Genomic DNA, 22,299 nt, shown 5'->3' on the forward strand with positions numbered 1-22,299 from the left:
GCCTGACGCATTTGCCTGACGCACTTGCCGATTGAGTTACTGCGCCGTGCTGGTATGCCCGTTGAAATGGCGCGTGTACCAGTCCGTGGCCAGCAGGGCCGCCTGGTGGCGCGTGTCGGGGCCGCCAGGTGCGGCGATCTGTTCCAGCTGCTTGTCGCAGCGCAAGGTGGCAAACGCCATGCGGTTCAGGCCGGCCACGTCGGGGTCGCGCCCGCCCACGATCAGCAACGATGGCACGCGCACGTTTTCCAGCGCCGCCTTGCCCGCCATTTCCACCTGGCCATCGCACACGGCCAGCGCGGCGATCTCCGCGCTGCGCCAGGCCGCCAGCTGCATCACGACAGCCGCACTGGTGCCATAGCCATACAGGCCGCAGGGCAAGCGTCGGGTGGACGGGTCGATTTGCAGCCAGCTCAGGGCTTTTTCCAGCTGGCGCGCCAGCAGCACGATATCGCTGCGCACGAAGTAGGCGTGGCCATTGCTGCCGCCGCCAGGCTCGATACCGCCCTGATCGAAGCGCAAGGTGGCGATGCCCGCTCGCAAAAAATCCTGGGAAGTGGCGTGGCTGGAGGCGCCCAGATAGTCGCTATCGGCGCCCGCGCCGTGGGCAAACAGGACGATGCCCACGGGCCGCTCGGGCATTTCAAGCACGCCGTCCATTTGAAGTTCATCGGCCGTGATGCTGACAAATTGTTCTTGCATGGCTGCCTCCGCTATCGAGCTGAAATCAAGCTGCTATTGCACAGATTTTGCGCTGATCTTGCCGGAACGGGCACCGCCTGCGCGCCCTGAGCGGCAAGCCTCAGTGTACCAGCCTGCGTCCGTTCGCGCGCGGCGCACGTCAAATTCGCCCTGCGCCCGCATCAGACGGCGCCGTACCGGTCCAGTCCCTTCAGCACGGCTTCCGGACGGATCGGCAAATGCCGCACGCGCGAGGCCACGGCGGCGAAGATGGCGTTGCCGATCGCGGGCGCCACAGCCGTCGTGGGCGGCTCGCCCATGCCCGTCGACGTTGCCGTGCTGGCAACGAATTCAATGTCGAGCTCGGGCACGTCGGCCATGCGCAACGGCGTGTAAGTGTTCAGGTTGGTATCCTTCACTTCGCCATTGAGGAAAGCCGTGCCTTCGTGCAAGGCCATGCTCACGCCCCACAAAGCGCCCCCTTCCGCCTGCGCCAGCGCGCCGTCGGGATCGACGATGCTGCCCGCGTCGATCACCATGAACAGCTTTTCGACTTTCACCATGCAAGTGCTGCGGTCCACTTTCACCCGGGCAACGCAGGCCGTCCAGGTGGGCATGTCGCGTTCCTGGCCGAACGTGGCGGCGATGCCCAGGCCCGTGTCGGGCGGCATGGCCGTGCCCCAGCCCGCCTTGTCCGCCACCCGCCGCAGCACGTGGGCCAGGCGCGCGGCGCCGCCGACGGCATTCGGCGCGCTGCCCGCATTGCGCCCCGTCGCCTGCAGCAAGGACAAACGAAACGCCAGCGGGTCGACCTTGGCCGCCTGCGCCGCCTCGTCCATGAAACTTTCCACTGCCCAATTCGTCCAGCCCGGCCCCACGGAGCGCAACCAGCCGGGGCGGAAACTGCTGTTGGCCAGGTCGTTCGACACGGCCCGCACGCGCTGCGCGCCCACCGCATACCAGTGGTCGGCGCCGGCGATGGCGAACGGGTCGTACGGATGGCCCTGCTTATCCTTGGCCAGCAAGGCGGGGATCATCGCTTGCGTGGGCCAGCCCGCGCTGGCCTCATGCACCATCGCCGACACCTTGCCGGCCTCGTCGAACGCCATGCGCACGTGCTGCACGGACGGCGAACGGGGCGAATCGAAACGGGCATCGTCGGCCCGCGTGCAGATCATCTTGACGGGGCGCCCCACGGCTTGCGCCGCCAGCGCGGCCGGCACGCAATAATCGCCGTTCAGGCGCCGACCGAAGCCGCCGCCGAGCAGATAGGTATGCAGCATGACCTTGCTCTCCGGCACCTTCAACGCCTGCGCCAGCACGGGCAGGATCAGCGATTGCCATTGATTGCCTGCATGGATATGCCAGACGCCGTCGACTTCCTGCGCCAGCGCGTTCACGGGTTCCAGCTGGAAATGCAGCACGGTGCTGGTCGTGTAATGGCGTTCCAGTTGCAGGCTGGCATCCTTGAACGCTTGCTCCACGCCATCATCGTCGACCACGCGCGCGCCCAGGCCCGCATCGGCCAGCTGCTTGCCCGCATAGCTGACGATGTCCTGCTCCGACACGTGGGCCGCCGCGCCGGCCCGCCATTTCACCTGCACCAGGTCGGCCGCGCGCATGGCGGCCGCATACGTTTCGGCCACCACCATGACCCAGCCGGGCACCGTGCCGCTGGGGTCCTGCAGCGCCACGCTGCGCAGATAGCCGTTCACTTTCTTTGCCGCCGAGTCGTCGATGGAGACCACCCTGGCACCGTAGCGCGTGGGCGGGATCTTCGGACGCGCGTACAGCATGCCCTCCACCTGCGCATCGATGCCGTACACGGCCGTGCCATTGATTTTCGCGGGGATATCGAGCGCCTGCACCTGCTGGCCGATCAGCCTGCGCTGCTGCGGCGTTTTCAGCACGATGGCTTTCAGTTGCTCGGGCGTGTACTGGCGCGCCAGCTTGCCACGGCGCACGATGTCGCCATAGCTGATCGAGCGCCCCCGGCCATGCACGACGCCCAGCCGGGCGTGGCAGGCGGACACGGGCACGCGCAGCAGGCGCGCGCCCTCCTCGACCAGCGCGAGGCGCCCGGCCGCGCCGGCTCGGCTGAGCGGATCGAAGTTCTGCCAGACGGACCAGCTGCCGCCCGTCACCATCAAGCCCCATTTCGGGTCCGTGTCCACGTAATGCAGGCGTACCTTGCTCCAGTCCGCTTCCAGCTCTTCGGCAACGATGCGCGCCAGGGCCGTGCCGATGTGCTGGCCCATTTCCGCCTTGGCGATATTGACGGTGACGATGCCCTCCCGGCCGATCTGGAACCAGATGCTGGGATCGAACTCGGGCGCGGTGGACTTTGTCGGCGGCGCGGGCGCCGCCTTGCCTGCGGCCGATGAGCTGTCCGCGCGCAGGAAGGCCAGGGTAAACCCCGTGCCGGCGGCGGCGATCAGGAAGCCGCGCCGGCCCGGCGAAGGAGCGCGGGTCCCTGAATTTTCTTTCGGCAACTTAAACACCGGGCGCCTCCTGCATGCCGGCCGCCAGCTTGATCGCCTTGCGGATGCGCACATACGCCATGCAGCGGCACAGGTTGCCGCTCATGACGGCATCGATATTCGCATCGGTCGGCTGCGGATAGTCCTTCAACAAGGTAGCCGCCTGCATGATCTGGCCCGACTGGCAATAGCCGCACTGGGGCGCCTGCGTGGCAAGCCACGCGCGCTGCAGCGGATGCGTGCCGTCCGGAGACAAGCCTTCGATGGTGGTGATGGCGCAACCGGCCACGGCGGCAATCGGCGTGATGCACGAGCGCATGGCGCGCCCATCGACGTGCACGGTGCAGGCGCCGCACATGCCGATGCCGCAGCCAAACTTCGTGCCTTTTAAATGGGCTTCGTCGCGCAGCACCCACAGCAGGGGTGTTTCGGCGTCGGCCTCGGTGCCGAAGGGCTGGCCATTGACGGTAATGTTATACATAAATATTTAAGACACTTTCAAGTATCACTTGCCGGCGCGTGCGCGTGCCACGGCCGCTTCCAGGTTCGTCCAGGCCGGCTGGTGGCTGCGGCTGCGGCGCAGATAGGCAGCCAGGTTGGCCACGTCGTTGTCCGTCAGCGAGGCGGCAAAGCCCGGCATCAGCACGCCGGACATGGCTTCGTCCTTGCCGATGCCATGCAATATCACCTGGATCAGGTTGGCGGGATCGGGCGCGCTGACGGCGCTGTTCAGGCTCAGTTCCGGGCGCAAGGCCGCGGGTTTTCCATCGCTGTTCGAATGGCACGACGCGCAGGCGGCCACGTACAGGCTGGCGCCACGGTCGTTGTCGACCAGGCTGACGCGCTGCGAGCGTTCGATGCCGGCTTTCACCACGGCCTCCGCATCCACCTTGCGCTGCTCGACCCCGGCCACGCCGGCAAAATACACGGACAAGGCACGGATATCGCTGTCGGGCGACGCGCCCATGCCTTCGTGCACGACGGCCGACATGGGACCTGCCGCCACGCCGTGCAAGGCCGTCGCCCCCGTGCGCAAAAAGGCGTACAGCTCGTCCTGCGTCCACGGCAGGGGCGCCGTGTTGGCGCTGGTCAAGGCCGGCGCATACCAGTGGTCGATGGACGCGCCCAGATAGGCCGAACCGGCAAGCTCGGCGCCCAGCGTATTGCGCGGCGTGTGACAGGCGGCGCAATGGGCCAGACCCTCGGCCAGATAGCGGCCCCGGTTCCAGTCCAGCCCTTGCGCGGGGTCCAGTCGATAGCTGGCCGGCTTGAAAAACAGCAGCTTCCAGCCCGCCTGCAAGGGGCGCAGGTTCAAGGGGAACGGCACGCTGTTGGCGGGCGCCGCCGCGTACACGGGCGGGAGCGTCATGAAATACGCGTACAGGGCCGTCAGGTCGGCGTCCGAAACGAGGTTGAAATGGGTGTACGGAAAGACGGGATACAAATGCGCGCCATCGCGGCCCACGCCTTCGCGCATGGCGCGCTGGAAGGCGGCCAGCGACCAGCGGCCGATCCCCGTCTGCCTGTCGGGCGTGATATTCGTCGCATAGATCGTGCCGAACGGCGTGGCCAGGCCGTGCCCGCCCGCGTACTCGGCGCCGCCCCTGGCCGTATGGCAGGCGGCGCAATTGCCCATGCCGGCCAGGATGCGGCCCCGCTCCACCACTTGCGGCGAAAAGGCCGTGGCGGCGGGCGGATCGATGGGCGCCAGCGCGGGGCGCCAGTAATACAGGTAGGCGGCCAGCGCCGCGACGATGAGCAATGCCAGCGACAGCAGCAGGCCGGTGAGGATTTTCTTGAGCAAAACAGGAACCAATGAAAAGTAAAGGCCAGGGTAAAAGCAAGGCGCACGGACCGCCAGCCAATGGCGGCCGCAACAAGGCCACAGTGACAATCTTACCGCGATTGTGACTTGTTGTATGTACGCAATGACACGGAGGTCGTGCCGCAGGCGGGCTGCGCCTTATAATCAGCGTTTCAGCACGCCGCCGCTTCTTCATGCATACCGTTACCATCATCCTCATCCTCGTGTTGACCGTCGTCCTGTGCGGCTTTCTCGCCCGCTCGCGCTGGGTCAAGCTGCCGCTGCCGCTGATCCAGATCGCCGGCGGTACGGGATTGGCCCTGTTTGGCGTGCAAGTGCCGCTCGATCCCGACATCTTCTTCCTGCTCTTCATTCCGCCGCTGCTGTTTCTCGATGGCTGGCGCATTCCCAAGGGCGCCTTCTTTTCCGACGCGCGCTCGATCCTGATGCTGGCCATCGGCCTGGTGCTGTTTACCGTGCTGGGCATGGGTTTCTTCATCGACTGGCTGATCCCCAGCGTGCCGCTGGCCGTCGCCTTCGCGCTGGGCGCCATCCTCTCGCCGACGGACCCCGTGGCCGTCTCGGCCATCGCGGCCGGCAACCCGATCCCGCCGCGCCTGATGCACATCCTCGAAGGCGAATCCTTGCTCAATGACGCTTCGGGCCTGGTCTGCTTCACGTTTGCCGTGGGCGCCATGATGACGGGCGGCTTTTCCATCGGCGCCGCCTCGCTGAGTTTCCTGCAGGAAGCGGGCGGCGGCATCGTCATCGGCCTGGGCATCTCCTGGGGCGTGGGCCTGGCGAATAAATGGCTGGTGAGCAAGGTTGGCGAAGAGCCTGGCCTGCAAATCCTCATCAGCATCCTGATCCCGTTCGCCGCCTACCTGGGCGCCGAGCAAATCCACGGCTCCGGCATCCTGGCCGCCGCCACGGCGGGCGTGTCCATGCATTATGCCGACCTGATCGGCCGTCCGCTGGCCGCCACGCGCACCCAGCGCAAGGCCGTCTGGGATACCGTGCAACTGGTCTTGAATGGCGTGATCTTCGTCATGCTGGGCGCGCAACTGCCCGCCACCGTGGCCGGCTTGCCCGCCGCCTCCATGGAGGTAGGCGCCGGCAGCGCCTGGAAATTGCCGCTGTTCGTCATCGCCATCACGATAGGGCTGACCTTCATGCGCTTCCTCTGGGTCTTCATCTCGATGAAACTGACCCTGTTCAAGCACCACAAGAAGGTGGCGGGCGAGCCGAAGGACGCGGCGCTGCTGGCGCGCCCCAGCCTGCGATTGCTGCTGGTGGCGTCGTTCGCGGGCGTGCGCGGCGCGCTGACCCTGGCCGGCATACTGACCCTGCCCTTGTTCCTGCCCGACGGCACGCGCTTTCCCGCGCGCGACCTCGTCATCTTCCTGGCCATGGGCGTGATTTTGCTGTCGCTGCTGCTGGCCAGCGTCACCCTGCCCCTGCTGACCAAGGGCCTCGTATTCGCGCCGCCCGCGCGCCGTTCGACGGAAGAGCGCAATGCCCGCGCCGCCGCCGCTGAAGCGGCCATCGCGCGGCTGGAAAAAGTGTGCGAAGGCATCGACAAGAATGACAAGCAGCAAGTCGTCACGGAGGCGGCCAACCGCCTGATCGAAGCCTACCGGCGCCGCCTCGCCTATGGCGAAAGCAGCAACGACGAGGCGATGCGCTTGCAGGAACTGGCCAAAGCCGAACGGGCGCTGCGCCTGGAAGCGCTCAATGCCGAGCGCGACGAGCTGTTCCGCCGCCGCATCTCGGGCGAACTGGACGACACCATCCATTTGCGCCTGCTGCGCGAAATCGACTTGCTGGAAGCGACACTGGAAGAATAGCAACACTTTAGCGCGCCACGGCAGTGTTGATAAGTAATTCTCATGGTAAAGAATGCAAGTTTTCACATTCGTGTTTATAATGCAAGGTTTATGGCGTCATGCCGTGATTTACTTTCAACACGGACTTCCGTACAGTCTGTGTTGCTGAGTAACTATTTGAATAGCCACCGACCTGCATAAAGACACCGACGCCGTGCCCTCCTCCCCCCGCCACCGGCAGCGCTCCACGCCGTCCGTCCTGCCCGCTGTCGTGCTGCTGGCCGCGCTGCTCGCCTGCGCTGCGCTGGCGCCGTGCGCGGCGTGGGCGCAAGCGGGCGCGGCGGCCGACGCCAGGCGTCCGGCCGAAGTGGCCCAGGTCCTGTTTGGCATCATCAGTTATGTGCGCTGGCCCGTGGCGCGCCAGGAAGTGCGCGTCTGCATGCTCGGAACACCCCGCTACGGGGCGGCCATCGTCGACACGCCAGCCTCCAGCCTGGGACCGCGCATCCGCGTGAAAATTCCGCCGCCGGCAAGCGCGGCCAGCGAATGCGACGTCGCCTACCTGGGCAGCCTGCCCGAGAGCGAACGCGAGCATCTGCTGGCGCAGATCATCGGCAAACCCATCCTGTCGGTCGCCGAGCCCGGCACGTCGTGCGCCGTGGGCACCATGTTCTGCCTGCGCCTGAACGAGGCGCAGATCGGTTTTGACGTCAATCTCGACGCCATCGCCCGCAGCGGTCTGCGCGTGCATCCGAACGCCTTGCAAATTGCACGTCGCAAGGGACCGCCGCCATGAGCGCCCGCATGAGCAACAAGCCTGCCCGCAAGCCCCGCCCCACGCTCGACAGCGTGCTGCGGCGCGCCCACCTGAGCGTGTCGCTGATCGCCGTGCTGGCGGCCGGCCTGACCCTGACGGCCGTGGCGCTGCTGGCCCTGCGCGTGTATTCGGACCAGAACCTGCGCCTGGTGGCCCGTTCGATGAGCTACACGGTGGAAGGGGCCGTCGTCTTTGGCGACTCCCTGGCCGCCAGGGAAGCGCTGGCCCTGATCGGCGTCAATGAAGATATCGACCAGGCGCAGGTGAGCGACCAGGCCGGCAAGGTGCTGGCCCGCTGGGAACGGGGCGAGCACGGCACGCGCTACTACATCGAACGCGCGCTGACGGGCTGGATGCTGCCCGATTCGCTGACCTTCCCCATCACGCGCAACGAACAGGCGATCGGCAGCATCAGGCTGGTGCCGCACAGCCGCAGCCTGCTGCCCTTCCTGCTCAGCGGCCTGACCTGCCTGCTCGCTTGCCTGGTGCTGAGCCTGGTCGTCGCCGTGCGCCTGTCGCGCAGCATGGAAACGGAGATCACGTCGCCGCTGCGCCACCTGGCGGAAACGGCCCACCGCGTGCGGCGCGACCGCTCGTTCGAACTGCGCGTGCCGCCCGCCAATATTGCCGAGCTGAACCAGATCAATGACGACTTCAACGCCCTGCTCGACGAACTGGAAGCGTGGCAAAGCCACCTGCAGAAGGAACACGCTTCGCTGTCGCACCGCGCCAACCACGACAGCCTGACGGGCCTGTCGAACCGCGCCTTCATGGAAGCGGAACTGGAACGCGCCATCCTCGAAGCGCGGGTCGGCAATGGCAAGGTGGCCGTGCTGTTCCTCGACAGCGACCGGTTCAAGTACATCAACGACACCTTCGGCCATGCCTCGGGCGACCGCGTACTGGTGACGATCGCCGCGCGCATCAAGCAGCAATTGCGCGAGGGCGACCTGGTGGCGCGCCTGGGCGGCGACGAATTCGCCATCGTGCTCAAGCCGCTGCGCAACAGCAGCGACGCCATGCACATCGCCGACAACATCATCGCCGCCATGGCGCAAGCCATTGAACTGCCCACCGGCAACAGCATCGTCAGCTCGCTGACCATCGGCGTGGCCGTCTTCCCCGATCACGCCATCGACGCCGTCTCGCTGGTCGGCGCGGCCGACGAAGCCATGTACCGCGCGAAGCAGGCGCAGCGCGGCACGCGCCAGGTGGCGCGCCTGCCGCAACCCCATATTCACCCCTGAACCAAGGAGCAACACCATGCAATTCATCTACAAGCAATTACGCCGCGGCTTACTCGGCCTGTTCATGCTGGGCCTGCTGGCCGCCTGCCAAAGCACGCCAGAGACCAAGCCGCTGTTCAGCCCCGAGCAAGTCGCCACCCTGAAAGAGCAAGGCTTCAACCAGACCGACGAAGGCTGGGAACTGAGCTTTACCGACAAGCTGCTGTTCGAATTCGACGCCGCCAAGCTGACGCCGCCGAGCCGCATGGCCATCCAGAAAATCAGCGCCGCCCTGCTGAAAGTGGGCATCACGCACATGCGCGTGGAAGGCCATACGGACAACGAAGGCACGGAAGCCTACAACAACAAGCTGTCGCTGGCGCGCGCCAACGTGGTGGCCGACGCCATGAGCGCATCGGGCATTCCACGCGATAACATCAGCGTCAAGGGGCTGGGCATGAGCAAACCGGTAGCCTCGAATGCCAGCAAGACGGGCAAGGCGGAAAACCGCCGCGTCACCGTCATCGTCTCGGCCCCTTGACCATGGGCGTGCCCGCCGTGCGCTGGGTCGTGATGGGTGTGTCCGGCTGCGGCAAGAGCGCCGTCGGCAGCCTGCTGGCCGAGGCCTTGCATGTGCCCTACGTGGAAGGCGACGACGTGCATTCCCCGGAAAACGTGGCCAAGATGGCCGCCGGCATCGCGCTCGACGATGCCGACCGGGCCGGCTGGCTGGCCGCCCTGCGCGACCGGATCGCCACGGCCCGCGCGCAAGGCAGCGGCCTCGTCGTCTCCTGCTCGGCCCTGAAGCGCGCCTACCGCGACGTGCTGCGCGAAGGCGACCCGGCCCTGCGCTTCGCCCACCTGGACGGCCCGCGCGCCGTGCTGGAAAACCGCTTGCAGCGCCCCGGCCATTTCATGCCGGCCAGCCTGCTCGACAGCCAGCTGGCCACCCTGCAGCCGCTGCAAGCGGACGAAGCCGGCATGGTGCTCGACATCCGCCAGCCGCTGGCCGTGCTGGTCGCACAGATCCTGCAAGCGCCCTGACAGGCAGCCGCGCGGCTGGACAGCCCGCGGCCCCCTGTGTAGACTGGCGCGCACTTTCATGAGGGATTTCTATGAGCACACCAACGACAAAACCAGCACCGGGCCCGGAATTCTGGGAACGCGCCGACCAGGTCATCGCCCTGGCCAATGAACAATGCATGCACAGCGGCGGCAATGAAGTGGCCACCTCGCTGCTGTACGCGGCCGCCCGCTTCAACGCCTTCCTCGTCGCCAGCAAGAGCAACGACGTGGCCAAGATGCAGGAAGAGAAGGAAGGCGCCGTGGCCTTCTTCACGGAACAGTACAAGCGCATGCTGACCGACAACTTCAACGACTACATCACCAACTTCGACAAGTACACGCAACCGTCGTCGGCCCCCAAGGGCTGATGTCCGCAGCCAGCCTGGACGGCCACCGCGCCCGCGCCACCCATGCCGGCAGCGTACTGGACGGCACGGTGCGCTATGCACCAGTGCAATCGCTGTGGCTGCTAGCCATGCTGGCCGGCGCCGTGACGGGCGCCCTGTGCTTCTTCAGCTGGGCCGGCCTGCTGCTGTTTGCGGCCGGCACGGCCGTCGTCCTGCTGTTCGGCCACTCGCTGGGCAGCCACCGCAAGCTGATCCACGACAGCTTTGCATGCCCCCAGTGGCTGGAATATGCGCTCGTCTACCTGGGCGTGCTGGTGGGCCTCAGCGGCCCGCTGGGCCTGCTGCGCCAGCACGAGCTGCGCGACTATGCGCAGCGCCTGCCCGCTTGCCATCCCTATCTGCGCCACGGCGCCGGCTTCTGGCGTGATGCCTGGTGGCAATTATTCTGCCGCCTGGAACTCGACCACCCGCCCCACATCGCCATCGAGCCGCGCATCGCGCTCGACCGCTTTTACCGTTTCCTGGAAAGAAGCTGGATGCTGCAGCAATTGCCGTCGGCCGTGCTGTTCTATGCCTGGGGCGGCTGGGGCTTCGTCTGCTGGGGTGTCTGCGCGCGGGTCAGCGCCGGCGTGCTCGGCCATTGGCTGATCGGCTACTTCGCCCACAACCATGGGCACATGCACTTTCATGTCGACGGCGCCGCCGTACAAGGCAGGAATATCCGCCTGACGTCGCTGCTGACCATGGGCGAATGCTGGCACAACAACCATCATGCGTATCCGGGCTCAGCCAGGCTGGGCCTGCTGCCGGGCGAATGGGACCCGGGCTGGTGGATGCTGCTGCTCTTGCGGCGCCTGGGCCTCGTGTCAGGCCTGCGCCTGCCGCACGACCTGGCGCCGCGGCCGGAACTGCGCCGCCTTGATGGCGCTGGCGGTCAGGCGTCGCCGCCGCCGGCCAGATAATTGTTCTTGACGCGCACATAATGCTCGGCCGAATAGCGCAGGTAGGCGATCTCCGCCTCGGTCAGTGCGCGCACCTTGGCGGCGGGCCGGCCCACATACAGATGGCCGCTTTCCAGCACCTTGCCCGGCGACACCAGGCTGCCCGCGCCCAGCATCACGTGCTTTTCCACCACCACGTCATCCATGACGATGCTGCCCATGCCGATCAGGCATTCGTCGCCAATCGTGCAGCCGTGCAAGATCACGGAATGGCCGATGGTCACGTAGTTACCGATGGTCAAGGGCGAACCATCGGGCTTGGCCGCATTCCTGTGCGACACGTGGCCCATGGAAAAGTCCTGGATATTGCTGCCCTCGCCGATGACGATGCGGTTGACGTCGCCGCGCAGCACGCTGTTGCACCAGATGGAACAGTCGTCGCCGATCTGCACATCGCCAATCACTTGCGCCGTGTCATGCAGGTAGACTCTTTCGCCCAGCACAGGACGGGTATTCAGGTAGGAACTGACAGGCATCGCTTTCTCGCTTTTCATTAATTAGTAGACATTCACACCCAGCCGGCCGCCAGCGCAAAAATCGCCAGGCCATGGGCCAGCGATGCACCCAGCAAGCCGGCACGGCAATATACCAGCCCCGCCACCACGCCTTCGATCACGGTGAACACGAGGATGGGCGCGCCCACCTGCGTGACGGTGGTGGCGAGAAAGGCGTGGCACAGGCCGAACAGCAGGCCCGACACCAGCGCCGCGCGCCAGGCGGGCAGCCAGGCGCGCAATTGCTGCTGCAGCAAGCCGCGGAACAGCAATTCCTCATAGCAGTTGGCCGCCAGCGCAAAACCCAGCAGCATGGGCAGCGTGGATGGCGCGACGGGCGGCAAGGACGGCAAGCCGAACGCGGCTTTCAAGCCCATCGCCAGCGCAACGATCACGCACGCGCCCGCCACGGCGAGCAGCACGGACAGGGCTGGCCGCATGCCCAGCCAGCGGATCTGGCCGCGCGCCTCACTTTCCAGCCAACAAGTACTTGCCACCAGCCCCAGTGACATGGCGCCCAGCGCCAGCAAGACCGGCGGCGGCGCCGTGAAACGCAAGCCGCCCGCCGCCACTTGCCAGTAACCGTGCGCCGTCATCGCGTCGCGCGCCAGCACGAAAAACAGGATATGCACGAGCACGCGCAGCAGCGGCACCGTCCGGGGAGCGGCCAGCAGCAAGGCGGCGCAGACGAGGAAGGCAGGCGTGATCGCCAGCAGATACTGCGCCAGGGAAGTCAGGTCGTCCATCGTTCACATCGGAGAAAGTACGGTGCCAACGGGCACGGGCGCAGCAATTGTATGCGCCGCCTGGCAACATGGGCAACCTGTCTTGCTATGCCGCCTTGCGCCAGCCATGCATCAGCCCATGCGCCGCCAGCCCCGCCGCCAGTCCCCACAGGGCGCCGCCCACGCCCAGCAGGGTCACGTTCGCGGCCGTGGCCAGGAAAGTAATCAGGGCCGTTTCGCGCATGCGCGCGTCCGCCATCGCCTGCGCCAGGCTGTTGCCGATGGCGCCCAGCAGGGCCAGGCCCGCCAGCGCCGTGATGAAGGGGCGCGGCAGGACCATGAACAGGCTGGCCAGGGTCACGCCAAAGATGCCCACGAGGATGTACAGCACGCCGCACGCCAGGCCCGCCACATAGCGCTTCGACGGGTCCGCATGGGCATCCTTGCCCGTGCAGATGGCGGCCGTGATGGCGGCCACATTGAAGGCGTGCGCGCCGAACGGCGCCATGAGCAGCGAACCGAGGCCCGTCACCGTCAAAATCGGATTGGCGCTGACGGCGTAGCCGTCATTGCGCAGCACCAGCATGCCGGGCATGTATTGCCCCGTCAGCGTAATCAGGAACAGGGGCAGCGCCACGCCCAGCAGCGACGCCACGGAAAAGCGCGGCATCTCGAACACGGGTGCGGCCAGGGCCAGTTCGATGCCTTGCGCATCGATGCGCCCCTGCGCCAGCAGCAGGGCCAGGCCGATCAGCATGATGCCCACCACGGCAAAACGTGCCGTGAAACGGCGCAGCACGGCGTACGACAGCAGCAATACGACGACCAGCACCGGGTCGGCGCTGGCGCCGCCAAACGCGTTGACGCCAAACTGCAGCAAGATGCCGGCCAGCAATCCCGCCGCGATGCCGCCCGGTATCAGCCGCACCAGACGCTCGAAGGCGCCGGACATGCCCAGCACAATGAAGGCGATGGCGGAAATGATATACGCGCCGATCACCTCTGCATACGGCGTATGCGGCATGACGGTGGCCAGGAAAGCCACGCCGGGCGTGGACCAGGCCGTGATGATGGGAGCGCGGTAGCGGTAGCTGAGCCAGATGCCCGTCACGCCCACGCCGATGCTCAGCGACCAGACCCAGGACGCCGTCTGCGCAGCGCTCAGCTGGGCCAGCTGGGCCGCCTGGAACACCAGCACGAAGGTGCCGCCATAGTTGACGAGGACGGAGATGAAGGCCGCCATGGCGGGGGACGCCAGGTCGCGCCAGCGCGCCCGGTCGGCCATCGCGGCGGTGGTGGTGGTTGCTGTCATGTGTATGCCCCTGCCATTGAAAGGGAGCATCTTAATGGTCGCATGGACTGCTCAGGCAGGCCAATTTCTTCACATACGGCAGACCACTTGCGCGCTCACCCCAGCGCGCGCGCCAGGCGGACGATGCCGCTGTCGATCTCGTGCGGCGTGAGCGCCGCAAAGCCCAGCAGCCAGCCGCCGCGTTCCGGCGGCGTCGCGTACAAGCGGCTCAGGCCAGGCAGCACGATGCCCGCCTGCGCCGCCAGGCGCAGCGTATCGAGCTCGTCCCTGCCTTCGTGCAGCAGACATGGCATCTGCAAGCCGCCCGGCGGCAGCTGCGCCGTGACGACGTGCGGCAAATGCCGCTGCACGGCCTGCGCCATCGCATCGCGGCGCACGGCGTAGACCTTGCGCATGGCGCGCACATGGGCCGCGAAATGGCCATCGGCGATGAAACGGGCCAGTGTCAGCTGGTCCAGCTGCGGCGTATGACCATCGAGAATGCTGCGCGCATACGTCATCGGTTTCACCAGCGCGGGCGGCAGCACCATGTAGCCGATGCGCAGACCGGGATACAGCGACTTGGCGAAGGTGCCCAGGTAAATCGTGCGCTGCTGTGCGTCGAGCCCCTGCACGCAAGCCGTCGGCAAGCCCGCGTAGTGAAACTGGCTGTCGTAATCGTCTTCGATGATCCAGCCCTGGCGCTCGGCCGCCCAGGCGGTCAGGGCCAGGCGGCGCTCGAGCGCCAGGGTGGCGCCCGTCGGGTATTGATGCGACGGCGTGACGTAAATCGTGTTGGCCCCGCTGCGGTCCGCGCGCAGGTGGTCGATGGACAGGCCATCGGCATCGACGGGCACGGGCACGATCTGCAATTGCGCCATCTCGAAGGCCTTGCGCGCGCCGAAGTAGCCGGGATCTTCCATCAGTATCGGGCCATGCGCATCGGCCAGCACCTGCGCGCACAGGTACAGGGCCTGACGCGTGCTGCTCAGCACCAGCACCTGGCCGGCCGTGGCCCGCGCGCCCCGCTCCAGGTTCACATAGTCGGCGATGGCCTGGCGCAGCGGCTCGGCGCCTTGCGGGTCGCCGTGCAGCAGCATGCCCGCATGGTGTTCGCCGGCCGCCTGGCGCCGCAAGCGCTCCCACACGTCGAGCGGAAAGGCCCGCGTTTCCGGCAAGCCCGTGGCAAACGCCTTCACGCTTTGCTGGTCGGCCACGCCGCCGCTGGCGAGTATCTGCGCGCCGCGCGCGCTGAGCGCCACCGGCTGCGCGGACAAGGACGGCAGCGTCGTCGCAGGCTTGCCCAGCAAGCTCGCGCCTATCGTCGGCGAGACGAAACTGCCCGATCCCGCCTGGCGCCGCAGATAGCCATCGAGGCGCAGCTGCGCATACGCCATTTCCACCGTGTCGCGCGACACGCCCAGCGATTGCGCCAGCGTGCGCGTGGCCGGCAGGCGCACGCCGGGCGCCAGCACGCCGTCGAGTATCAGCTGGCGCAGCGCGCGCTGCACGCGCACGCGCAGGTCGAGCGCCGCCAGTCCGGGAGCGGCAATGCGGATTTTCAGGGTGTCGAGTTCGAACTGCGGCGTCATATGGCCTTGGCGCGCGCCGCATCCACGGCCGCCATGCTGCTGGCCAGCGAAAAGCCGTGCTGCTGCAGCACCGCCACCAGCTGTTCGCCGGCGCAGCCCAGGCGCAGGTTTTCCGCCACCCAGTCCTGCCATTCGCGGCTGATGTCCGGCATCGGTTCATCGTCCAAGGTCAGACCGAGTATGCAGCTGGCCAGCAAGCCGTTGATGCGCTTCGTGTCGATCAGGTGCTGCACCACCGCGTGGCCCGAGTGGGGAAACGGATGCAGGGTGCAGCGGCCAAATGGCGCCAGGCGCTGTGCGTGCATGGCGTCGAGGTTGACCGATTCGCTGGCACTGCCTCCCGCGTTGGCCGCGTCAGGCCGGGTGCCGAACAGCAGGTGCATCCGCGTATATTCGGTGGCCCTGGCGCGGCACAGGGCCGCCAGGTCGTAATAACCGGAGGCCGGAGGATCCTGCGCCAGCGACTCCATCACGGGCAGCCAGCGCAGTTCGTGGTACAAACGCGCCTGCTGCACGTCGAGAAAAGACAGCGGCCCGAAGGCGACGATCTGCTGCGCCTCGAGCAGCAAGCCATACATGACGGCCGCGTACGCGCCCATGGACTGGCCGAGGGTGGTGACGGTACTTGGCGCGATGCGGCGCACGAGCTCGCGCAAGGCTTGCGCCGTTTCGTCGACATGATTGCCCAGCCCCGCGATGCGGCGGTGGTACCAGGCGTTGCCCGAATCGCGCACGAGTATCTTGTTCAGATGCTGGCCGCTGGCCTGCTCGAGCTTTCTCAGGCGCCCGTAAAAATCGAAGGCGGGACGCGTGGTCCACGAGACGAAGCCGAAGGCGATGACCAGCGGCGCGCCGGGAACGATGCGGTCGACCAGCACGTCGTCGCCAGTGGTGGCGACCAGTCGGTTATCCAGCGCTTGCGCTTCCAGCATCGGCCCGGCTCCCCGATCAAGGTTAAAACAATGGAAAGCATGAGTGTAATGCCAGGACTGGCAAAATGGAAACAATCGTCGCAGCGGTACGCCGGTCGGCGCGAAAAATCTGCTAGGCTGCAGGCATACCACCCATCACAGGAGCATCCCATGCTGCATCGCCTGACGCATCGTTTCAAATACCTGTGCCTCGCCGCTGCCATCGCCATGGCCGGCGGCTGCGCCGCCACCTCCGACAGCGCCAGGCCGGACACGGGCCTGACGCCCACGTACAGCCTGACGAATACCTACTGGAAGCTGACGGAACTCGATGGCGCCCCCGTGACGATGGCGCCCGGGCAGGAGCGCGAAGTGCGCATCACGCTCACCGACGATGGCAAGGTCCATGGTTTTACGGGCTGCAACCAGGTCATGGGCGGCTACACGCTGGCTGGCACGGCCCTGCGCTTCACGCAGCTGGCCGGCACCCGCATGGCCTGCCCGCCGCCGCTGATGCAGCTGGAAAGCGCCGTGCTGGCCAATTTGAACAGCGTGACGGGCTACCGTTTCGATGGCGAATACCTGATTCTGCTCAAGGATGGCGCGCCCGTGGCCCGCTTTGAATCGGTCTACCTGTGAAATAAAAACCGGCTGCCGTTACAATGGCTTCCAGCCCATCATCTGGAAGGAAGCCATGTCCGCACTGCCCTCGCCGTCGTCATCCCCAACACCATCGGCCGCCGGCCGCTACCGGGCTTTTCTTTTTGACATGGACGGCACCGTCATCAATTCCATCGCCGCCGCCGAACGCATCTGGGGCACCTGGGCGCAGCGCCAGGGCCTCGACGTGGCGGCCTTTCTGCCCACCATCCATGGCGCGCGCTCGGTCGACACCATCGCCAAGCTGCGCTTGCCCGGCGTCGATGCGCAGCGCGAATCGCAGGGCATCACGGATGCGGAAATCATCGATGTGGAAGGGATTATTGAAATCGCGGGCGCGCTGCGTTTTTTGACGTCGCTGCCGCCCGCGCAATGGGCCATCGTCACCTCGGCGCCGCGCGCGCTGGCCACGGCGCGCCTGAAGGCGGCCGGCATGCCGATACCCGCCATCATGGTGACGGCGGAAGACGTCAAGGCTGGCAAACCAAAACCCGATTGCTACCTGCTGGCGGCGGAAAAACTGGGCGTGGCGCCCGTGGATTGCCTGGTCTTCGAGGATGCCTCGGTCGGCATCGAAGCGGGCGAGGCGGCAGGCGCGAAGGTCATCGTCGTCACTGCCACGCATGCGCACCCGCTGGCCACGCGCCACCCGGCCATCGCCAGCTACGAGGGCATCGTGGCGACCGTCGATGGCGATGGCTTCATCGTGCTGGCGCAGTCATCTGACCCTGCGGCTGCAGCACCCGCGACAAGATAGCCTGCTCCAGCGCGGCGAAGGCCGCATGGCCGCGCTGACGCGGGCGCGGCAAGTCCACCCGCACATCCAGGGTGATCTGGCCATCCTCGATCAGCAGCACGCGGTCGGCCAGCGCCACCGCTTCGGCCACGTCGTGCGTCACCAGCACGGCCGTAAAGCCCCGCGCCAGCCACAACGACTCGATTAGCTGCTGCATCTCGATGCGCGTCAAGGCGTCGAGCGCGCCCAATGGTTCGTCCAGCAGCAGCAGTTGCGGCTCGTGCACGAGGGCGCGCGCCAGCGCTACGCGTTGCTTCTGCCCGCCCGACAGGGCCGACGGCCAGTCGTCCGCCCGCTCGGCCAGGCCCACCGTCCACAGCGAGGCGGCCGCCGCGCCGACGGAACGGGGCAGGCCCAGGGCCACGTTGTCGAGCACCGTCTTCCACGGCAGCAGCCGCGATTCCTGGAACATGATGCGGATGTCGGGCGCCCCGACACCGCTGCCGATGGCGACGCTGCCTTCATCGATGCTTTCCAGCCCCGCGATCGAACGCAGCAAGGTGCTCTTGCCGCAGCCGCTGCGTCCCACGATGGCGACAAATTCTCCCGCCTCGAGCTGCAGGTCAACGTTTTTCAGCACGGGGCGGCTGGTGTAGGATTTGCTCAGGTTTGCCAGTTCCAGGGGGACGCCACGCCGTTGCAAAGGGGTGGGTGGCGCCGTCTTCGCCTGCGGCGGCGCGCTGGCCGGGTCGTATTGCACGAAGTGCGACAAAAAGTCCGTTTCGATCTGGATGGGGGCAAGCAGCATGGTGTCCTCTTCAATCATTAGCGGTAAGCGGGATTCCAGCGCAGGCAGTGGCGCTCCAGCCGGCGCGAGAACATATCGGCCAGCTTGCCCAGCAAGGCGTACAGCAAAATCCCCACCAGCACCACGTCCGTTTGCAAGAATTCGCGCGCATTCATGGTCATGTAGCCGATGCCGGCCTGCGCCGAGATGGTTTCGGCGACGATCAGCAGCACCCACACGAGTCCCAGCGAAAAGCGCACGCCGACCAAGATGGAGGGCATGGCGGCCGGCAGGATCACGTCGCGGTACAAAGGCCAGCCGGACAAGCCATAGCTTTTCGCCATTTCGATCAAGCCCTGGTCGGCAGAACGGATGCCGTGGAAGGTGTTCAGGTAGACGGGAAAAAACACGCCGACGGCCAGCAGAAAGAGTTTCGCCGTCTCGTCGATGCCGAACCACAGGATCACCAGCGGAATCAGGGCCAATGCCGGGATGTTGCGCACCATTTGCAATGTCGTGTCGAGCAGGGTTTCCGCGTGGCGGAAGCTGCCCGTCAATAGGCCCAGCAGCAAGCCCAGTCCCGCGCCCACGGCGAAACCGACGGTCGCGCGCCACAAGCTCGTCTTCAGGTGCAGCCACAATTCGCCCGACACGGCCAGATGCCAGAAAGCCTTCGCCACGGCCCACGGCTCGGGCAGGATACGGCTCGACAGCCAGCCCCACTGCGCCGCCAGCTGCCAGGCCAGCAGCAGCGCCACGGGCAAGGCCCATGGCGCCAAGACATTCCGCCAGGGCGTGCCGGAAAGGCGCTTGACGGCGGCCGTCGCCATCTCAGGCCGCCTTTTTCTGCGGCGCGGCCGGTACGATATTGCTGGCCATGACTTCGCCGAAGGGGCCGCTCAAGGACTGTTCGCCCACGGCCTTGCCCTTGCCCAGCAGCGGGAACACCAGTTCGGCGAAACGGTACGACTCTTCCAGGTGCGGGTAGCCCGAGAAAATGAAGGTGTCGATACCCAGGTCCGCGTATTCCTGCATGCGCGCCACCACGGTCGGACCGTCGCCCACGAGGGCCGTGCCAGCGCCGCCGCGCACCAGGCCCACGCCGGCCCACAGGTTGGGCGACACTTCGAGCTTGTCGCGCCGCCCGCCATGCAGCGCCGCCATCCGTTGCTGGCCCACGGAATCCATCTTGCCGAACGCCGCCTGCGCCTTGGCGATGATGTCGTCGTCCAGGTGGCTGATCAATTCATCAGCCGCGCGCCAGGCCGCTTCGTTGGTCTCGCGCACGATCACGTGCAATCGGATGCCAAACCGTACCGTGCGGCCTTTTTTTGCGGCACGCGCGCGGATGTCGGCGATTTTCTCGGCGACTGCGGCGGGCGGCTCGCCCCACGTCAGGTACACGTCCATCTGCCCGGCCGCCAGTTCGTGCGCCGGCTCCGACGAGCCGCCGAAATACAAGGGCGGATACGGTTTCTGCACGGGCGGATACAGGGTTTTCGCGCCCTTCACCTGGATATGCTTGCCCTCGAAATCGTAGCCGGCCGCGCCGCCCTCGCCCGCCAGGGTGGCGCGCCACACCTTGATGAATTCATCGGAAATCTCGTAGCGCTTGGCGTGGTCGGCAAACAGGCCGTCCGCTTCCAGCTCGCCCTGGTCGCCGCCCGTGACGACGTTGATCAGCAGGCGCCCGTTCGACAGGCGGTCGAACGTGGACGCCATGCGCACGGCCAGGCCGGGCGTGGACAGGCCGGGGCGCACGGCCACCAGGAATTTGAGCTTTTGCGTCACGCTGATCAGGGACGACGCCACCACCCACGCGTCTTCGCAGGAGCGGCCCGTCGGCAGCAGCACGCCATCGTAGCCCAGCGTGTCGGCGGCCACGGCCACCTGGCGCAAGTAATCGGCATCGACGGGGCGCGCGCCCTGCGACGTGCCCAGGTAGCGGCTGTCGCCATGGGTCGGAATAAACCAGAAGACATTCAATGACATGATATTTATTCCTTATTTTGCGCTGGTGGCCAGCTGGCGCGCCGGCAGCAGCGCATCCTTGACAAGGATGGGTTTCGGAATCAGCTTCAGAGCGGAAAACGCGTCGGCCACCCTTTGCTGCGAGGCGATGACGTCGGGCGACACGGGTTTGACGCCATACGCATAGCGCGTAGCGGCCAGCGCCACCACATCCTTGCCCAGCCCCGTCTGCGCCGACAGGATCGTCGCCACCTCGTCCGGATTGTTGCGGCCCCAGTCATCGACCTTGGCCACTTCATCGAGCACGATACGCAGGATCTCGGGATTTTTTTCCGCATACGTGCGCGAGGCGAGATAAAACTGGTAATTCGCCACCAGGCCCTTGCCATCGGCCAGCACGCGGGCGCCCAGCTGCTTTTCGGCGGCGGCCAGGAACGGGTCCCAGATGGCCCAGGCGTCCACGCTGCCCCGCTCGAAGGCGGCGCGCGCATCGGCCGGCGGCAGGAACACGGGCTGGATGTCGGCGTACGCGACGCCTGCCTTTTCCAATGCCTTCAACAGCAGGTAATGCACGTTCGAGCCCTTGTTCAGGGCGATTTTCTTGCCCTTCAAGTCGGCCAGGGTGCGCAAGCCCGAACCCTTGGGCACGACGATGGCTTCGCTGGCGGGCGACGCCGGCTCATTGCCGACATACACCAGGTTGGCGCCGGCCGCCTGGGCAAAGATCGGCGGCGCCTCGCCCACGGTACCGAAATCGATGCTGCCGACGTTCAAGCCTTCCAGCAGCACGGGGCCGGCCGGGAACTCCGTCCATTTCACGCCCACGCCCTGCTCGGCCAGGCGTTTTTCCAGGGTGCCGCGCCCCTTCAACAAGGTCAGGGTGCCGTATTTCTGATAACCGATGCGGACCTCCCCCTTGGCCTGCGCCTGCGCCGTGGCCGGCATGCCGGCCGCCATCACGCCGGCAGCGGCGGCAAACAGCAAGCCCAGAGTGGTACGGCGCGAGAGGCGTTGTGCGTGGCGGTGTGTCATGGCGGTTCCTTGGTCGGTGAATAATCAGGCGGCTTGATACTGAGGGGCGTAAGGCTGGTCTTGCAGCGAACGCACGGGTAACGAGATATCGACTGGCGCGGGCGGACGCCGGCCCTGCAGCACGAACAGGCCGGTGGACAGCTCCTCGATACCGGCCTGCACGCGCGCGGCGATCGGCGCGTCCAGGCTCAAGCCCCCCTCTTCGTGCCACGCCAGCTGCTGCGCATTCGCATAGATGCTGGTGAAGACCTGCTTGGCGCCCAGCGCATGCAGCACGGGGCGCAGCGCATAGTCGAGCGCCAGGGTGTGGGCGTGGCCGCCGCCCGTGGCCAGCGGCAGCACCAGCTTGCCGGCCAGGCCATCTTGCGGCAGCAGGTCGAGGAAGGCTTTCAGCAATCCTGTATACGACGCCTTGTAGATGGGCGTGGCGATCACGATGGCGTCGGCGTCGGCCACGGCGCGCACGGCGCGGGAGATCGCCGCGTCGTCATAGTCGGCCAGCAGCAGGGCGCGCGACGGCAGGTCGCGCACATGCAGCTTGGCGTAGCTGTGGCCTTGCAGCGCCAGCTGTTCGCCGATATGCAGCAGCAAACGGCTGGAACTCGATGGGAGTTGCGGGCTGCCGCCCAATAACAAGATGCTCATGTGATGCCCGTCCCTGTACGTGATGGTTTGATTTGGCTACTTGGATGCTTGCAGCCTATCGCCATCAGCGGCCCGATAAAACGAATGCTTTCGCGCTTCGATATGCGTTTTTTGTCTATCCGGGCCTGACGCCCCGCAAGCGAAGACGCTCCTCCCCGCATGGCTTTTTTCGCATATCCATGCGCGGTTTTCTTCGTATACGGCGCGC

General features: G+C 66.4%; 23 protein-coding genes. 9 read left to right on the plus strand and 14 right to left on the minus strand.

The window, feature by feature from the left end; genetic code table 11:
- Positions 1 to 36: 36 nt before the first annotated feature.
- The 4 genes from JAB8_RS12255 to JAB8_RS12270 form a co-directional block, all read right to left on the minus strand.
- Positions 37 to 702, minus strand: coding sequence for a hypothetical protein (locus JAB8_RS12255; RefSeq protein ID WP_070218228.1), 666 nt, complete (start codon positions 700 to 702; stop codon positions 37 to 39).
- A 161-nt stretch (positions 703 to 863) separates the two neighbouring features.
- Positions 864 to 3,182 (minus strand): molybdopterin cofactor-binding domain-containing protein, encoded by a 2,319-nt coding sequence (locus JAB8_RS12260; protein ID WP_070289697.1) that lies wholly within the window; start codon positions 3,180 to 3,182, stop codon positions 864 to 866.
- On the minus strand, positions 3,175 to 3,642 hold the full coding sequence (locus tag JAB8_RS12265; RefSeq protein WP_070218230.1) for a (2Fe-2S)-binding protein: 468 nt from the start codon (positions 3,640 to 3,642) through the stop codon (positions 3,175 to 3,177). Before JAB8_RS12265 ends, JAB8_RS12260 begins: the two co-directional genes overlap by 8 nt.
- A gap of 24 nt (positions 3,643 to 3,666) precedes the next feature.
- Positions 3,667 to 4,965, minus strand: a complete 1,299-nt coding sequence (locus tag JAB8_RS12270) for a cytochrome c (RefSeq protein ID WP_070289698.1) — start codon at positions 4,963 to 4,965, stop codon at positions 3,667 to 3,669.
- A 194-nt stretch (positions 4,966 to 5,159) separates the two neighbouring features.
- On the opposite strand from JAB8_RS12270, the gene JAB8_RS12275 reads away from it, so the two are divergent.
- From JAB8_RS12275 to JAB8_RS12305, 7 genes are all read left to right on the plus strand, one after another.
- Positions 5,160 to 6,812, plus strand: a complete 1,653-nt coding sequence (locus JAB8_RS12275) for a Na+/H+ antiporter (RefSeq protein ID WP_070289699.1) — start codon at positions 5,160 to 5,162, stop codon at positions 6,810 to 6,812.
- A gap of 193 nt (positions 6,813 to 7,005) precedes the next feature.
- A complete protein-coding gene (locus JAB8_RS12280) occupies positions 7,006 to 7,587 on the plus strand; it encodes a YfiR family protein (protein WP_254679508.1) in 582 nt (193 codons plus the stop codon).
- Positions 7,588 to 7,595: 8 nt separating this feature from the next.
- The gene (locus JAB8_RS12285) at positions 7,596 to 8,855 is read left to right on the plus strand and encodes a diguanylate cyclase (RefSeq protein WP_070289853.1); all 1,260 of its coding nucleotides are present in this window, start codon (positions 7,596 to 7,598) and stop codon (positions 8,853 to 8,855) included.
- A gap of 16 nt (positions 8,856 to 8,871) precedes the next feature.
- On the plus strand, positions 8,872 to 9,375 hold the full coding sequence (locus JAB8_RS12290) for an OmpA family protein (RefSeq protein WP_083287130.1): 504 nt from the start codon (positions 8,872 to 8,874) through the stop codon (positions 9,373 to 9,375).
- Between the two features lie 2 nt (positions 9,376 to 9,377).
- The gene (locus JAB8_RS12295; protein WP_254679509.1) at positions 9,378 to 9,878 is read left to right on the plus strand and encodes a gluconokinase; all 501 of its coding nucleotides are present in this window, start codon (positions 9,378 to 9,380) and stop codon (positions 9,876 to 9,878) included.
- 71 nt (positions 9,879 to 9,949) lie between these two features.
- Positions 9,950 to 10,267: a DUF3144 domain-containing protein gene (locus JAB8_RS12300; protein WP_034782889.1), complete on the plus strand. Its 318-nt coding sequence runs from the start codon at positions 9,950 to 9,952 to the stop codon at positions 10,265 to 10,267.
- Positions 10,267 to 11,208, plus strand: coding sequence for an acyl-CoA desaturase (locus tag JAB8_RS12305; RefSeq protein WP_070289700.1), 942 nt, complete (start codon positions 10,267 to 10,269; stop codon positions 11,206 to 11,208). The genes JAB8_RS12300 and JAB8_RS12305 overlap by 1 nt, the downstream gene beginning before the upstream one ends.
- Here the strand turns inward: JAB8_RS12305 and JAB8_RS12310 are convergent.
- The 5 genes from JAB8_RS12310 to JAB8_RS12330 form a co-directional block, all read right to left on the minus strand.
- Positions 11,181 to 11,723 carry a gamma carbonic anhydrase family protein gene (locus JAB8_RS12310; protein ID WP_070289701.1) on the minus strand — a complete coding sequence of 181 codons (543 nt, stop codon included), beginning with the start codon at positions 11,721 to 11,723 and terminating at the stop codon, positions 11,181 to 11,183. The two genes, JAB8_RS12305 and JAB8_RS12310, sit on opposite strands and share 28 nt — an antisense overlap.
- A gap of 32 nt (positions 11,724 to 11,755) precedes the next feature.
- Complete coding sequence (locus JAB8_RS12315) at positions 11,756 to 12,487, minus strand: CPBP family intramembrane glutamic endopeptidase (protein ID WP_070289702.1); 732 nt, start codon at positions 12,485 to 12,487, stop codon at positions 11,756 to 11,758.
- A gap of 85 nt (positions 12,488 to 12,572) precedes the next feature.
- Positions 12,573 to 13,778 carry a benzoate/H(+) symporter BenE family transporter gene (locus JAB8_RS12320; protein WP_217494220.1) on the minus strand — a complete coding sequence of 402 codons (1,206 nt, stop codon included), beginning with the start codon at positions 13,776 to 13,778 and terminating at the stop codon, positions 12,573 to 12,575.
- Between the two features lie 95 nt (positions 13,779 to 13,873).
- The gene (locus JAB8_RS12325; protein WP_070289704.1) at positions 13,874 to 15,349 is read right to left on the minus strand and encodes a PLP-dependent aminotransferase family protein; all 1,476 of its coding nucleotides are present in this window, start codon (positions 15,347 to 15,349) and stop codon (positions 13,874 to 13,876) included.
- Positions 15,346 to 16,281 (minus strand): hypothetical protein, encoded by a 936-nt coding sequence (locus JAB8_RS12330; protein WP_070289705.1) that lies wholly within the window; start codon positions 16,279 to 16,281, stop codon positions 15,346 to 15,348. The genes JAB8_RS12325 and JAB8_RS12330 overlap by 4 nt, the downstream gene beginning before the upstream one ends.
- Positions 16,282 to 16,431: 150 nt before the next feature.
- Between JAB8_RS12330 and JAB8_RS12335 the strand changes: the two genes are divergently transcribed.
- Together JAB8_RS12335 and JAB8_RS12340 are read left to right on the plus strand one after the other, a co-directional pair.
- Positions 16,432 to 16,899: an META domain-containing protein gene (locus JAB8_RS12335; protein WP_070289706.1), complete on the plus strand. Its 468-nt coding sequence runs from the start codon at positions 16,432 to 16,434 to the stop codon at positions 16,897 to 16,899.
- Positions 16,900 to 16,954: 55 nt separating this feature from the next.
- On the plus strand, positions 16,955 to 17,677 hold the full coding sequence (locus tag JAB8_RS12340; protein ID WP_070289707.1) for an HAD-IA family hydrolase: 723 nt from the start codon (positions 16,955 to 16,957) through the stop codon (positions 17,675 to 17,677).
- On the opposite strand, the gene JAB8_RS12345 is transcribed toward JAB8_RS12340, so the two are convergent.
- Genes JAB8_RS12345 through ssuE form a run of 5 tightly spaced genes read right to left on the minus strand, consistent with a single transcriptional unit; the run spans position 17,622 to position 22,091 of the window.
- Positions 17,622 to 18,464, minus strand: coding sequence for an ATP-binding cassette domain-containing protein (locus JAB8_RS12345; protein ID WP_071654408.1), 843 nt, complete (start codon positions 18,462 to 18,464; stop codon positions 17,622 to 17,624). The genes JAB8_RS12340 and JAB8_RS12345 overlap by 56 nt on opposite strands.
- 17 nt (positions 18,465 to 18,481) lie before the next feature.
- Complete coding sequence (gene ssuC, locus JAB8_RS12350) at positions 18,482 to 19,273, minus strand: aliphatic sulfonate ABC transporter permease SsuC (RefSeq protein ID WP_070289708.1); 792 nt, start codon at positions 19,271 to 19,273, stop codon at positions 18,482 to 18,484.
- A gap of 1 nt (position 19,274) precedes the next feature.
- Positions 19,275 to 20,435 (minus strand): FMNH2-dependent alkanesulfonate monooxygenase, encoded by a 1,161-nt coding sequence (ssuD, locus tag JAB8_RS12355; protein ID WP_070289709.1) that lies wholly within the window; start codon positions 20,433 to 20,435, stop codon positions 19,275 to 19,277.
- 12 nt (positions 20,436 to 20,447) lie between these two features.
- On the minus strand, positions 20,448 to 21,446 hold the full coding sequence (locus JAB8_RS12360; protein WP_070289710.1) for a sulfonate ABC transporter substrate-binding protein: 999 nt from the start codon (positions 21,444 to 21,446) through the stop codon (positions 20,448 to 20,450).
- Between the two features lie 24 nt (positions 21,447 to 21,470).
- Entirely contained in the window at positions 21,471 to 22,091 is a 621-nt protein-coding gene (gene ssuE / locus JAB8_RS12365; protein WP_070289711.1) for an NADPH-dependent FMN reductase, read from the minus strand.
- Positions 22,092 to 22,299 lie beyond the last annotated feature (208 nt).

The sequence above is a fragment of the Janthinobacterium sp. HH106 genome (assembly GCF_001758725.1).
GTDB lineage: Bacteria > Pseudomonadota > Gammaproteobacteria > Burkholderiales > Burkholderiaceae_D > Janthinobacterium.